We start from the raw sequence: 12,973 nt of genomic DNA, 5'->3' as shown, positions 1-12,973 counted from the left end.
GATCCAACTATGGGTCCTCAAAAATTGGTGCAAAAATACATTCCCCATTCAAAAGAAAAAAGCTTTTTTGAGTATTATTTTTTTCTTTGTTTTTTTCCAAGGATTTCCACCCTTTGTCACACAGTATTAAGCAGTTTCACCAAAAAGTAGGTTTCCAGCATCAAGGCAAATCCGTACGGCACAAAAAACACAAGGAACTCCAAACGTTCCAGAGTACCGTCTTGATTATAGGAAGGGTAAAGAAAAATGAAGAAAAGTGCAAACTTTAATAGACTCCCTCCCAAGAAAAAGAAGCCCAACAAATCACGGTATTTGTTCCTAAATATATAAATGGCAAAAAAAACGATCAGGGCCATGATAGCATTGAGCACATAGCTCTTTGTAAAATGAAGGGAGGAAAGGTCATGCCCTTTATCTTCCAAAACCCAACCCTGGACAAAGAACAGCGCCAATAATCCCGCAAAAAGAATGGAGACAAAAAGAATTGGATACGGCCTGAATTTCAATCGTTGATTTTTTTTACTTGTTGTATAACCAAATATATGGAAATCGCTACCGCTAGAATCGTACAGATGGGCAAGAACACTTTTTCGGTCCCAAAATGACCATCAAGCCATTTGCCTCCCCAAACGCCCAAATAAATGACCACGCCCATTTGAATGGCGGAACCAGACAAACGGGCGGCTGTATTGATGGTTTTGTTGTACTTTTTTTTAGGAGGCTTTTGCTGGCTCATCTTTCTTTGTGGACTGCATTTTTGTAGTGGATGCAGCTCCTTTGCCCATGGTACAGGCCGCATTGAAGGTCGCCCCGGGCTCTACCGCCAATTTGGCCACGCTAACGGTGCCCTCAATGGTCGCTGAAGATTTCAGGGAAAGTAAATCCTTTACCATAAGTTCTCCATTGAACCTTCCTTCGATATCTGCATTCACACATTCTACCTTTCCGTTGATGTAGCCGTCCTTTCCTATGACAACTTTGCCGGAAGTGGTCACATTGCCTTCCAATTTACCGTCTATCCTAAAGTCGGCTTCGGAGGTAATGTCACCCTTTATTTTCGTGTTCTTTTCTATTCTATTGGGCTGTCCGCCAAATTCATTCATAGGCCGGGGTTTCTTGTTGTCAGAAAACATTGTGTTCTAGGGTTTTGGGGTTAAAATTGCGCTTTGTATGATTCTAGGTTCTTGTGGACTTGTATGATTTTGTAATTGTCCGATAAAACTACAAAATTCTCATCTTTAATAAGGTAGTCCCTATTGTTTTTTATAAGCTCGGCAAAGCCAAGGGCAAAGTCTTTCGATGGAAAGCCATGGACCACCACGAACTCATCCTCCAAATTATAGATGTCCTTGGAAACAATGTTCTTGTAGTTCAGTTCATCGATGACCTCCATCAAACGATCTCTGAGCTTGGTCGCCTTTTCATCGCTCTTGATTTTGAATGGAAACACCACTTTCCAGTTTCCAGCTCCTGTGGAACCCGTTTCCGGCGAGAATTCCTTGGTCTCCAATTTCGGCAATTGCTCCTCCACCATTTGTTCCGCTTTCTTCCCTTCAGGATTGTTGGGATAGGTAAGCGCCACATAGTTCAAAGCTTCCTTAAATGGTTCGAATCCTTGCAAACGGCCTATGGCATTCGCCTTCAACATCTCGAATTTGGGAACAATGGGGTCTCCCGTAAATTGGTTGATGTATTCTTCCGACCGGGTAATGACCTGCAAAAACTCTTGCTTTTGATATTGTTTGAACAAAGCCGCATACCTCGCATCGGGGCTATCGGTATTTCCATCCAACACGGCTTGTGGGTTCAATAAAATTTCCGCGTAACGTGTATCGGGATGGTTCGTAATGATGTTTTGCTTCATACTTACCGCCATAGGACTCCCTGATTCCTCGTAAATCTTGTACAGATTGTATTTTGATGGGAGAATCAAACGTTCCTCGGGATTGGAGGACAGTACACGTTCCAATTTTGCGGCGGCCAGCATATTGTCCTTGAACTTTTCCTTGTAGATCAATCCCAATTGATAATTGGCAAAGTTGCGTTCGCCTTTCAGACTATCAATTACGGCCAAATCGGTGGGGACCTGTTCCAAGTAATAGTCCACCGAATACTTTTGATCCTCGGTCAACACCTCATCGTTGGCTGCGATTTCCTCCCCTGTGGCTTCGGAAACCAATGTTTTGGATTTATTGCTCCATCGCCAATCGTCTTCCAAGGTCCTTGTGCCCCATCGGGTTCTAAAACCATTCCTGCCCTGTCCTAGACTTGTGATGTTGTAAAAATAGAACTTGCCTTGGTTTTCCTTTCCCCCTTTGCTTTCGGCAAACGTGGCAAAACCAGCATTGGCGCGTTCCAGTTGTTTCTCGGCCTCGGCCTCTTCTTTACGTTTTATCCCGGCGATGTAATCTTCAAAATAGGCCGTACGCTCGGCAACGGGCATTTGGTATAAAGTGATTACACTATCCGCATGCTGAACGATATCCTCATACTTAATGACATCTTCAAGATTGTCCAATCGCTTTTTGATATCACGATGCTTTCTAGTATTCTCATTCAGGTTGGTCAGTGTGCTATCGTAGTAGGATCCTGCCATTCGGTATGCGTCCTCATCAAAATAATAATCCGCCAGACTCCGATAGTTCAAAGCGAATAATTTGCGTTCACCTTGTGTTGCCTGAATTGATTTGTTGAAATAGGCCAAGGCCAAACTATCTTCCTCATACGCTAGATGATATTGGGCCACCTGCCGATAAATCTTGTCCAGAAATGGTCTGTTCTCCCGGTTCTCTTCCAAATCTGTAAGGTATTCCAACATTTCCTCTTTGTTACTCTCGGTAAGTTCGGTGTTCTGGATTTTTTTTAGATGCGCATTGATCATGTACACCCTTGGCGATTTGCGGTTCAGTTCAATGACCTTGTTGTAAGCGTAATTGGCACTATCCTGATGCCCCATCTGGTCGTACAACTGCCCAATAATGAACAGGTATCTTCCCTTTTCTGGGTTCTTTTTGGTATAGGCCTGGGATATTTTCAGTTTTTGGATGGCGGTGTCGGGCGCATTCAGGTTGATGTAGCATTGGGCCAGAACTGCATTGGCATCCGCATATTCCTGATCCTTTAGCTTTTCATATTTGAAAAGGCGCTTCAAGTTTTTGATGGCCACTTCGGGATTGTCCAAACGCATGTTGGTCTTCTCCCGCCAAATGGTAGCCTGGTTAAGACCATCACTTTTACTGTACTTTCTAAGGATATAATTGAAGGACTCCAAAGCGGGGATATAGCGCTGATCAAAATAACGGGACTTCCCAAGCAAAAGAAAGGCCTCGTCTATTTGTGGGTTCCGTTCCTCATCCTTGATGTCCATGCTATGTTTTTGGATGGCCTTGGTGGCCTTTTCCTCAGCAATAAGAAAGTTGGGGTTGTTGTCCTCGGAGTCGAGTTTTATCTCATCGGTGACCTTGAGGCGCTCCACGGGAAGGATTTCCCAATAGTCATCCCTGTAGTTGGCATTGATTTCCTCCAAGCCTTGTTGAAAGGCCAAATTACCGTTGTACAGGGTGTTGAACTCGGTATTGAGTGCGTGCCAATTTCGGTTGATGAATTTATCCTTTTGGGTGGAACACGCATTGAATGCAAGTCCTCCCAAAACCATGGCGCCTAAAAATGTATGATGAAGCTTCAAAATTATCGATAATCTTGTGTAACCTTAAACTCAAAAATGGGCGGATTATTATAAGGCTTATCGATAAAATGCATTATTCCTTGATCAAGGCTTCAGTTTTAAGAAAATCGTGTCGTCCAATCCCAACCAATACTTTGATCCTATCACTATTCTGGAGATGGTTTCTTTGATGGGGAGCACATTTTTATATCGATCCACATTGAGCAAGGCAACCAGACTTTTTGATGACCCATCGAGGATTAATTTTGGTTCGTCCTTGAACATATATTCCTTCAGGAACCCAAAACCACCCTGGCTTGTTCCTTCTGCCAAAGTTAACCGGATCTGACCTGTTTCAATCTTGACCACATCGATGTAGGCCTGCTTTTTCAAATCAAAATAAACCGTGAATCCTTCGATTTCTTCGTTGACCAAAGAAAATAATGCTTCGTCCAATATCTGGGTTTCCTCAGGGGCAATTGGGCGTTTCTTGTTTAATTCCTCCAATTCCCTTTTGTATTGGTCGATTTGAGGTTTAAAATAACCTGAAGAATCTTCTTCGGTATATGAATCAATATTTCTTTTAAGCCGTTGGATTTTTCGGTGATTCGCATTCCGAAGTTCCAAAAGGCAATCCAGTTCATTCTGGACATATCGTAGCTCATCGTGCATATGATGAACAGCCAGATAATCTTGATCTCTTTTATTTTCTTCAATCTCGAGCAATAGGCGCTGCTTTTCCCATTGATAAAAATCGATCAACAAGTCTAAGTCACTGGACATGGTTAATGGTTGATGTCCTAAAGTTGGCGATTTTCAGATCAACCTGCAAAGAAAGCCTCAAGTTCCTTCATGGTTTCGGCAGAAGTATGGATGTCCTTCACAATTTCGCCTTTGTTGAGCACCACGATACGTTCACAGACTTCGGTAACATGAATCAAATCGTGACTGGAAACCAGCACCGTCACCCCTTCTTTTGCCGCGAGATCTTTAATGATCCCTTTTAATCGGATTTGTGTGGTGGGGTCCAAATTGGCAAAAGGTTCGTCCAAAACCACTACTTCGGGGTTCCCGATAAAGCTGGCCACAATGCCCACTTTCTTTTGGTTTCCTTTGGAAAGATCTCTCAAATATTTTTTCTGGCCCAAGATCTCTCCGTGGAAAAAATCATCGAAATTGGACAAGAGTGCGTCCACATCGGCTTTGTTCCTGTCGCGCAGTTCCCCGATAAAATAGAAGTACTCTTCAGGGGTAAGATACCCTATCAAAAAGGTTTCATCGATAAAAGCAGAGGTGAATGGTTTCCAATCTTCACTCTGGTCCACTTGCACATCCTTGTTGATGATATGGCCGGACGAGGGCTGTATCAGATCCAGCAACAGACTGAAAAGGGTTGTCTTTCCCGCCCCGTTGTTCCCTACCAGACCAAAGCTCTGTCCTTTGGGGATTTCGAGATTGTCAATGTTCAAAACGGTGTTCTCACCGTAGGTCTTGGTTAAATTATGAACTGTGATCATGTATTTTTCTGTTAATGGAGGTTATTTCTGTTTGTATGCTTGTAATGTTTTGTATTTCTCTTTTTTGTAAATGCCCTCGATCATGGTAAAGACCTTGTTCTTGAAAGCAAATCCAAGGATTCCAAAGACGGCCACAAAGATGTATCCCGCCATGGGACTGATCAAAAAGTGGCCAATGGCGTAAATCCCGATGGGCAAGACCAGCTTGGGCAAGGTGAGCAAAAGTGTCTTGGCATTAAAGGCCTGTTTGTCCCCAAATGCCTTTTTGTTCGATGTAAGATCTATCGGGGTCTTTACATAAGCTCCTCCCCAAAGCACCAAATAGCTGTTGATTCCAATATTATAAATGGCGCCCACCAATACAGCGGCATAGGCCTCCCAGCCAAAATAGATATAAAAAGTGGCCAAAATGGTTGAAATGATGGTCGCTATGATCACCAAATACCATTTAGATGATAAATATTCACGATACTTGATGTTCTGGCTCATCATCAAAGGGTAATAGCTGCTGTCCCAGCTGGGCACATACTGCCCAAAACTGAACAGGAACCCACCCGTAACGAATATCCCTGCAAAGATTTTCCAGAAAGGCCCGTCGTAAACCTCTAGTGCACCGGTAAAAAAGAGGAGTCCATAAAATATAAAGAAGGCTCCAGCAATCACGGCGGAACGTGATCTTTTATTTCGTTTTATCAGTTTTATATCGTTCTTCAAAAAAGTACCCAGATTCCCGAAACGATCCAGCCACTCCAGGTTCTCGGTCTTGGCCTCGGTCTGCTTTTTGGCCAATCCCCCATCCAGATACATATGTTTTTTGAAATAAGCGAAAGCACCATAATACAACCCTACCAATAGCGCCCAAGGCACAATGGCAGTCCAGGGCATATCATAGAAGAAGTCAAAAATAGGTTGGGTATGGAGGGTAATATCAAACCATTGATAATATTGAGATGCTCCTGCCACAATAAACAAGGCCGCGAACACATAGAAAACAACATTCTGGTTGTTTACCATAACATTGATGAAATTGTTACAGTAAAAAAGGGCCATCAATGCCAAATGCCACCCAATTACCTGTAATGGCGGATAACCTTGGGTAAGGAGCACGATACTAAAGGGCACAAAAAAGAAAGCATGGGCAATGTTGAAAAAGGAGATTACCGTTTTCCCCAACGAAAAGTTGACCACCTTGGTTTTGCTGATGGGCAAATACAGCAAGGGTTTTATATTGGTCACGGGCATTTTCTGAAGCATGTACCTGAACACAAGGTCAAAGGCCAGATAATAGACCATAAACTGGTTGACCACTCGCAGGGGGTCCCCAATTTCCATATCCTCGATGATGAAAAAGGCTCCGACGCCCATTCCCAAGAAGACAACGATAAAATACAACGCCCCTAAGGCCATCAATATTTTAAACCAGATCTCTGTTTTAAAACTGGCAGACCTAAAAAAAGACTTCCATTGGAGTCCAATAAAATGTTTGAGCATGGTTGGCATTTTTTTAGTTGGTGTCTAATTTATCGGATTTGTTACACAAAGAAGTGCTTTTTATTAAAATTGATGCTCAAAAGGCGTGTATTGCTTAATTTTGGAGCAAAATTCCATTCATGAGTCATTTCCATGCTTTACAGATAACCGCGGTAGATCGATTGACCCCAAATGCCGTGGCCCTTACCTTTGACATTCCTGAAGATTTAAAAGAAGATTACAGCTTTAAAGCGGGGCAGTACATTACCCTAAAGCACACATTGAACGGAAAGGAACTTCGTAGGGCCTATTCCATTTCATCTCCGCCATCGTCGGGCAAATTAACAGTGGGCATCAAAAAGATGGAAGGGGGAGCCTTTTCCGTGTATGCCAACGAGGAACTAAAAGCCGGCGATACCATAGATGTGATGTTTCCTGAAGGTCGATTTGTTTTTGATGAAACCTCGCCGAAAAAAATAGCGGCCTTTGCTGCAGGGAGTGGCATTACCCCTATCATGAGCATTGCCCAAACCGTTTTGGAAAGCCATCCGGAAAGTACTTTCGTATTGGTATTCGGAAATCAATCTCCCGAGGAGACCATGTATTTCAAACAGATCCAAGCTTTGAAAGAGCAATATGGTGGGCGTTTGTTCGTACAGTACATCTACAGTAGGTCCCATGAAGAGGACGCCCTTTTTGGGAGAATAGAGCGATCGACCGTGAACTTTGTGCTGAAAAACAAGTTCAAGGGAACCGAGTTTGATGGCTTCTACCTTTGCGGCCCTGAAGAAATGATCGAACAGGTGACCGACACCTTGGAAGACAATGGTGTGCCTAAGGAAAAAATCCATTTTGAGCTGTTTACCAGCGACGACACCGAGGATGAACTTGCCGAAGAACTCGAAGGCAAGACCAAAGTTGAAGTGCTGTTGGATGATGAAACCTTCACTTTTGTGATGGACAAAAAGGAACGCGTACTGGATGCCGTCCTCAAAGAGGATATCGATGCCCCCTATTCGTGCCAAGGAGGGGTTTGCAGTAGTTGCATTGCCCGCCTTACCGCTGGGAAAGTGGAAATGGTAAAAAACCAGATCCTTACCGATGGGGAGATCGAAGAGGGATTCATACTGACATGCCAATCACATCCGTTGACCTCAGCGATAAAGGTGGATTACGACGATGTGTAACGGATTGATGGGCTTACGACTTTGACAAAAGTTTTTCCAAGGCCCTGCTTCCGTGCTCGTACCCGATATTGAAGGCGTTTTCGATACCTTTTTTGTCCAGTACACCAATGGAATCCAATTCACCTGGCTCAATAAAAACATCACATTCCTGCAATTTTTCGTGGTTGGAGGCATGAATCATCAGACTGGTGACCCTGGCCGTGAGCTGAAATGAATTCCTCAGGTCCCTTTTCTCCAGAGGGACGGTTATGGAAACATTGCTTCCTATAACGTAATCCGTCAAGTGGTCCACATATTCCTTTGGAAAGTTGTTCATGATACCTCCATCGGCATATAGGATATTGTCAATGTTCACAGGACTGAAAACAGGGGGCAAAGCTGCAGAAGCCAATAATGGTTTGATGAGTTCGCCATCGTAGAACACCTTTTCGTTGCCCTTGAGCAAGTCCGTTGCAACCACAAAAAGGGGTCTTTTCAAACTTTTAAAGCTATTGTCAGGGAAAAAGTCCTTAAAAATACTGACATAGCGTTCGGTATCTATAAACCCAGGCTTGTTGATGGCAAAAAAGCTGTACTGGAACAATGGTGTTTCCTTAAAAAAGGTCAACATCTCATCCACCGTATTATCGTTCGCATATAGGGCACCCACCAAGGCGCCTATACTGGTACCGGCAACCACTTTGGCCTCAATTTGATGTTCGCGCATGGCCTTAATCAATCCTATGTGCGCCATTCCCCGTACACCTCCCCCGGAAAGCACCAGGCCTATGGATTTATCTTTGAGCATTCGTATTGTTGTTTTTTCTGACTTAACAAAAGTACTCTTTAGTTTGGTTCTTTTTTATGGCTTAACCCTCTCATTTTCAAATCTAGGCAAAAGCTCTAATGGGAAATGCATCCTTTATCATAAGAAATTGTAATCTTTCCCCTAGCCTTTCGACCAAAGTGAATAGTGATATTTGTTGTATGTTTAGGTGTAACATTAAATAAAGAAACATGGCCAAATCATATTACGACCCAGCAGACCTAAGAAAATTCGGAAAGATCACCGAATGGAGCGAAGAACTGGGCAATAAGTTTTTTGATTATTACGGAAAGGTTTTCGAAGAAGGTGCTCTGAGTGCCCGGGAAAAATCCTTGATCGCCCTTGCGGTTTCGCATGTGGTCAAATGTCCGTACTGTATTGATGCCTACACCAAAGATGGCCTACAACGGGGCATTACAAAAGAAGAAATGATGGAAGCCGTCCATGCCGGGGCCGCCATAGAGAGCGGTGCGACCTTGGTACATGGGGTACAGATGATGAACAAGTACGACAAACTGTCCATGTAAACCTATTTTATTGATGACGCAAAGCATACTCACAGACATAAAAAAAGCAGCAAAGAAGTCTCTGAAGGCACAACAGGATGCACTTGCCAACACCCAAAAACAATTAGAAATTCTGAATGGAGGACCTTTTGAAGATGGCGAGTTGCCCTATTTTAAAGATAAAATCGCTGAAACGGGACAGTTTCCGTTAAAGCCCAAAACTTTGGAAGTGCTGCAAATCAATGTGGGGTATATGTGCAATCAGGTGTGTGGGCACTGCCATGTGGATGCAGGACCGGACCGCAAGGAAATCATGACGCGTGAAACCATGGAGCAATGTCTGGAGGTCATTCGAAATACAGGAGCACATACCTTGGACCTTACCGGTGGCGCACCCGAAATGAACCCCGATTTCAGATGGTTTGTGGAAGAAGCTTCCAAAGCGGGCATCAAAGATTTTATAGTCCGATCCAACCTGACCATTATTTTGGCCAATAAAAAATACCACGACCTTCCCGAGTTCTTTAAAAAGCACAATGTCCATGTGGTATCGTCCATGCCACACTACACCCGGGGCAAAACGGACAAGCAACGTGGCGATGGTGTTTTTGATAAATCCATAAAAGCCTTGCAGATGCTCAATGAGGTAGGTTATGGTATGCCAGAGAGTGATTTGCGCCTTGATTTGGTGTACAATCCTTCCGGCGCCTTTTTACCTGGCGACCAAGCAGCCATGGAACACGATTTCAAAAAGGCGCTGAAAGAGGATTTTGATATTGACTTCCACAATCTATTTGCCATTACCAATTTACCGATTTCACGCTTTTTGGACTACCTCATCGCTTCGGACAATTATGAGGACTATATGTACTCTTTGGTGGAGGCTTATAACCCTGCCGCTGTTGAAAATGTGATGTGCACCAACACCATCTCAATTAGCTGGGACGGATGGTTGTATGATTGTGATTTTAACCAAATGCTCGACCTAAAGGTCGCGAGCAAGGTAAAGCACATCAAGGATTACAATGATGATATATTGAGCAATCGGGATATCATCATCTCACAGCATTGTTACGGCTGTACGGCAGGGGCGGGAAGTAGTTGTCAGGGGACGGTGGCTTAATTTACCACTGAGGGGAACACCCCCCTAGTACCCATATCCACGACAGTTTCACCCAGCAAGGGCTCATATTTGCCATTTCCGTTACCATCTTCCCATTCAAAACTGTTGTTGATGGATATGACAACTTCTATATTGATATCCTCTGAAGGGTTTTCTGGAATCACTAAAGCGGTTGGGAATTGCCCTGTTACCACACAAGAGCCTTCGGGTACGGGAGAAGTGTCATTGATCGGGTTGGGCACTGTGGTTTGGGGTGCTTCCCCTTCGGTAAGCTCTATGAATTGAAATCCTTGGATATCCCCGGAAGTTTCCATTCCAAAATATCCTTGGGCCCTATTTCCGTTTACCGTGACGGTTTGCGTATCGATAACATAACTTCCTATATAGGTGTTATATCCTAAAAAGGAGGCAACAGCGCCGTCCACATCAATATTATCGTCAACGCCTTCTGGCCAATCGGGAATCTCCATTGCAGCACCTTCCAAATTGTAAGTGATTTTATACTTCTGATAGCCAATGGAACTTCTCAAATATTCATAAGAGCCCGCAGCAACATTCTTCAAAGGCACACTTATGGTATTTACCTCTTCATTGAAAAAGATCTCGCCGTTGAAATCTATTGCGGTCTCGCCTCCACTTCCCGTAGTTGCTGTGGAAGAAATGGTAACGCCACCATCGTAGGGTGTAAATTTATCAGGGTACAATCCGATAAAGTGCAGTCCCAGAATCTCGAAATCGGGGTCTTGTGCGGCATTGCCCTCAGACACCACTACGGGCTTACCCAAATTGTCCAATCGTTCGGCATCAACATCCATGATAAAGGTAATGTTCAACCTTGGGTCTTCTTGGCTTGGATCAACGATTGGGTCATCCGTGGAGCAGGAAAACATAGTGATTCCCATCAATACGGAAAAAATCAAGTTTGTCTTTTTCATAGTTTGTTTTTTATGTGACTTGGGTCAATGTCATAAATGGACAGTGGGAAGTTACTATAAAATGTTTTTATGGAAATGATGCAACAACCAACAATAGGTTGCTCAACTCTCCAGAACCCTCATCAGCTTATCCAACACCTCTTGCGTTTTGATGGTACTCATGGCTTTCTCATACCCGTCGGGCACTTTGTTGCCATACACGGAGGTCGGAATCAAGGGATAGGCCTCTCGATCGGCCATAAGTGCATTTTCCATGGGTTGTCCGAAGGGATAAAAACCGGCATACGGGTGGGTAACGCCCCAGATGGTAACTACAGGGATACCATAATTGGCCGCCATGTGGGCGTTGCCGCTGTCCATGGACAGCATCACATCCAGATTGGAAATAAGTTGTAGTTCTTCGGATAGACTGAGTTTACCCGCCATGCATTCCACATTTTGGTAACGATTGGCCAGTCCCTCCAATACTTCCTCTTCTTTGGCCCCTCCACCAAACAACAGGATTTTATACTTTTCGGTATTGTTAAGCTGCTTGATGACTTCCTCGGTAGAGTCCAACGGATACATTTTACCCTCATGGGCTGCAAAAGGGGCAATGCCCACCCATTTTTTGGTGTCCTGCTGTACAAATCCCAATACGTTTTCCGAGAGTTGGATTCGGTCCAATGATTTGGCCGTGGCCAGGTCAATTGGAAAACCCAGTTCCGCAAAAACATCGGCGTAGCGTTCGTGGGTCGTCTTTAGCTTTTCAAAAACTTTATTTTTGGGCCGTGTCAATGCTTTTTTATCCTTTCTTGCCTTATCAATTTGGGCAAAAGGAATACGCTCCAAAGCAAAGTACTTTTTAAGCACACGACTGCGCAATACATTGTGAAGGTCGGCTACGGCATCAAACTTCAATGGCTTGAGTTCTTTGTACAACCGCCACAATCCCATCAAACCCTTATGACGGTTTTTAACATCTGCCACTTTTACCTGCACACGCTCTAGCCCCTCAAAAATAGGAGTAAATGGTTTTTTGGTAAGCACCGTTAGCTGTATTCCAGGGTATTTTTCAATCAGTGTACGAAGCACGGGGACGGTCATAGCCACATCGCCCATGGCCGATAAGCGAATGACCAGAATATGGGTATGTTTACCCTTTTTGTCCACGCAACACTGGGTTTAGTTCGTCATCGTTGTACATTTTCATCTGTTTGTAGACTTTCATGTACTTATCTCCGGCTTCAATATCGGCCAACAATTGGTCAATGGCAGTGGAAAGGTCTTTTTTCTGTTCCAGAAGGACGGTCAGCTTCGCGCTGCATTTGTCGATATGCTCTTGGGATGCATCGGTACGGTTGACCTCTTCCTGCATGTGATATATTTTCAATGCCAAAATGGAAAGTCGGTCGATGGCCCAGGCCGGGCTTTCGGTATTTATCGTGGCATCATCCTTTACTTGAACCGATTGGTATTTTTTTAGAAAATAACTGTCGATGTACTCCACCAAATCGGTGCGGTCCTGATTGCTGGCATCGATTTTTCGTTTGAGGTCCAGTGCCGCTTCGGGGTCGATATCGGGGTCACGAATGATGTCCTCGTAGTGCCATTGCACGGTATCTATCCAGTTTTTTCTGTAGAGCAAATGTTCTACTTTATCAGTTGGATAAGGGTTGGTGAATTCTTGGTGCACATCGTCCTTAATGTGATAAGTTTCAATACTTTTCTCAAATATGTTGAAGGCAAAATCGCTGAACATAGCTTAAAATTTGTTCAAAGATATT

General features: G+C 43.9%; 13 protein-coding genes and 1 pseudogene. 3 read left to right on the top strand and 11 right to left on the bottom strand.

The window, feature by feature from the left end; genetic code table 11:
- Positions 1-116 precede the first annotated feature (116 nt).
- From EO132_RS00540 to EO132_RS00510, 7 genes and pseudogenes are all read right to left on the bottom strand, one after another.
- On the bottom strand, positions 117-506 hold the full coding sequence (locus EO132_RS00540) for a hypothetical protein (protein WP_127136096.1): 390 nt from the start codon (positions 504-506) through the stop codon (positions 117-119).
- Positions 503-736, bottom strand: coding sequence for an AtpZ/AtpI family protein (locus tag EO132_RS00535; protein ID WP_127136095.1), 234 nt, complete (start codon positions 734-736; stop codon positions 503-505). Before EO132_RS00535 ends, EO132_RS00540 begins: the two co-directional genes overlap by 4 nt.
- The gene (locus EO132_RS00530; protein ID WP_127136094.1) at positions 714-1,133 is read right to left on the bottom strand and encodes a bactofilin family protein; all 420 of its coding nucleotides are present in this window, start codon (positions 1,131-1,133) and stop codon (positions 714-716) included. Before EO132_RS00530 ends, EO132_RS00535 begins: the two co-directional genes overlap by 23 nt.
- A 6-nt stretch (positions 1,134-1,139) precedes the next feature.
- Positions 1,140-3,685 (bottom strand): annotated as a pseudogene (gene porW / locus EO132_RS00525) (type IX secretion system periplasmic lipoprotein PorW/SprE).
- An 84-nt stretch (positions 3,686-3,769) separates the two neighbouring features.
- Complete coding sequence (locus tag EO132_RS00520) at positions 3,770-4,447, bottom strand: hypothetical protein (protein WP_127136093.1); 678 nt, start codon at positions 4,445-4,447, stop codon at positions 3,770-3,772.
- 38 nt (positions 4,448-4,485) lie between these two features.
- Entirely contained in the window at positions 4,486-5,181 is a 696-nt protein-coding gene (locus EO132_RS00515) for an ABC transporter ATP-binding protein (RefSeq protein ID WP_127136092.1), read from the bottom strand.
- Positions 5,182-5,202: 21 nt separating this feature from the next.
- A complete protein-coding gene (locus EO132_RS00510) occupies positions 5,203-6,672 on the bottom strand; it encodes a DUF5687 family protein (protein ID WP_127136091.1) in 1,470 nt (489 codons plus the stop codon).
- Positions 6,673-6,791: 119 nt separating this feature from the next.
- Between EO132_RS00510 and EO132_RS00505 the strand changes: the two genes are divergently transcribed.
- On the top strand, positions 6,792-7,838 hold the full coding sequence (locus EO132_RS00505) for a ferredoxin--NADP reductase (RefSeq protein ID WP_127136090.1): 1,047 nt from the start codon (positions 6,792-6,794) through the stop codon (positions 7,836-7,838).
- 13 nt (positions 7,839-7,851) lie between these two features.
- Here the strand turns inward: EO132_RS00505 and EO132_RS00500 are convergent, their stop codons facing one another.
- Positions 7,852-8,625, bottom strand: a complete 774-nt coding sequence (locus EO132_RS00500) for a patatin-like phospholipase family protein (RefSeq protein ID WP_127136089.1) — start codon at positions 8,623-8,625, stop codon at positions 7,852-7,854.
- Positions 8,626-8,834: 209 nt separating this feature from the next.
- Here EO132_RS00500 and EO132_RS00495 point away from each other — a divergent pair, with 209 nt between their 5' ends.
- Together EO132_RS00495 and arsS are read left to right on the top strand one after the other, a co-directional pair.
- The gene (locus tag EO132_RS00495) at positions 8,835-9,170 is read left to right on the top strand and encodes an arsenosugar biosynthesis-associated peroxidase-like protein (protein WP_119607732.1); all 336 of its coding nucleotides are present in this window, start codon (positions 8,835-8,837) and stop codon (positions 9,168-9,170) included.
- A gap of 13 nt (positions 9,171-9,183) precedes the next feature.
- The gene (gene arsS, locus EO132_RS00490; protein ID WP_127136088.1) at positions 9,184-10,272 is read left to right on the top strand and encodes an arsenosugar biosynthesis radical SAM (seleno)protein ArsS; all 1,089 of its coding nucleotides are present in this window, start codon (positions 9,184-9,186) and stop codon (positions 10,270-10,272) included.
- Here arsS and EO132_RS00485 read toward each other — a convergent pair.
- The 3 genes from EO132_RS00485 to EO132_RS00475 all read right to left on the bottom strand — a co-directional run bounded on the left by EO132_RS00485 (position 10,269) and on the right by EO132_RS00475 (position 12,948).
- Positions 10,269-11,207 carry a hypothetical protein gene (locus EO132_RS00485; RefSeq protein ID WP_127136087.1) on the bottom strand — a complete coding sequence of 313 codons (939 nt, stop codon included), beginning with the start codon at positions 11,205-11,207 and terminating at the stop codon, positions 10,269-10,271. The genes arsS and EO132_RS00485 overlap by 4 nt on opposite strands.
- Positions 11,208-11,309: 102 nt before the next feature.
- Complete coding sequence (locus EO132_RS00480) at positions 11,310-12,359, bottom strand: glycosyltransferase family 9 protein (RefSeq protein ID WP_127136086.1); 1,050 nt, start codon at positions 12,357-12,359, stop codon at positions 11,310-11,312.
- A complete protein-coding gene (locus tag EO132_RS00475; protein WP_127136085.1) occupies positions 12,343-12,948 on the bottom strand; it encodes a DUF4254 domain-containing protein in 606 nt (201 codons plus the stop codon). The genes EO132_RS00480 and EO132_RS00475 overlap by 17 nt, the downstream gene beginning before the upstream one ends.
- Positions 12,949-12,973: the final 25 nt, after the last annotated feature.

The sequence above is a fragment of the Flagellimonas oceanensis genome (genome assembly GCF_003992595.1).
GTDB lineage: Bacteria > Bacteroidota > Bacteroidia > Flavobacteriales > Flavobacteriaceae > Flagellimonas > Flagellimonas oceanensis.
This window is presented reverse-complemented; position numbering and strand designations above follow the sequence as displayed.

Excerpts from the sequence above, each read along its gene's own strand:
- EO132_RS00535 (WP_127136095.1), bottom strand. The coding sequence starts at position 736 with ATGAGCCAGCAAAAGCCTCCTAAAAAAAAGTACAACAAAACCATCAAT.
- EO132_RS00530 (WP_127136094.1), bottom strand. The coding sequence starts at position 1,133 with ATGTTTTCTGACAACAAGAAACCCCGGCCTATGAATGAATTTGGCGGA.
- EO132_RS00520 (WP_127136093.1), bottom strand. The coding sequence starts at position 4,447 with ATGTCCAGTGACTTAGACTTGTTGATCGATTTTTATCAATGGGAAAAG.
- EO132_RS00515 (WP_127136092.1), bottom strand. The coding sequence starts at position 5,181 with ATGATCACAGTTCATAATTTAACCAAGACCTACGGTGAGAACACCGTT.
- EO132_RS00510 (WP_127136091.1), bottom strand. The coding sequence starts at position 6,672 with ATGCTCAAACATTTTATTGGACTCCAATGGAAGTCTTTTTTTAGGTCT.
- EO132_RS00505 (WP_127136090.1), top strand. The coding sequence starts at position 6,792 with ATGAGTCATTTCCATGCTTTACAGATAACCGCGGTAGATCGATTGACC.
- EO132_RS00500 (WP_127136089.1), bottom strand. The coding sequence starts at position 8,625 with ATGCTCAAAGATAAATCCATAGGCCTGGTGCTTTCCGGGGGAGGTGTA.
- EO132_RS00495 (WP_119607732.1), top strand. The coding sequence starts at position 8,835 with ATGGCCAAATCATATTACGACCCAGCAGACCTAAGAAAATTCGGAAAG.
- arsS (WP_127136088.1), top strand. The coding sequence starts at position 9,184 with ATGACGCAAAGCATACTCACAGACATAAAAAAAGCAGCAAAGAAGTCT.
- EO132_RS00485 (WP_127136087.1), bottom strand. The coding sequence starts at position 11,207 with ATGAAAAAGACAAACTTGATTTTTTCCGTATTGATGGGAATCACTATG.
- EO132_RS00475 (WP_127136085.1), bottom strand. The coding sequence starts at position 12,948 with ATGTTCAGCGATTTTGCCTTCAACATATTTGAGAAAAGTATTGAAACT.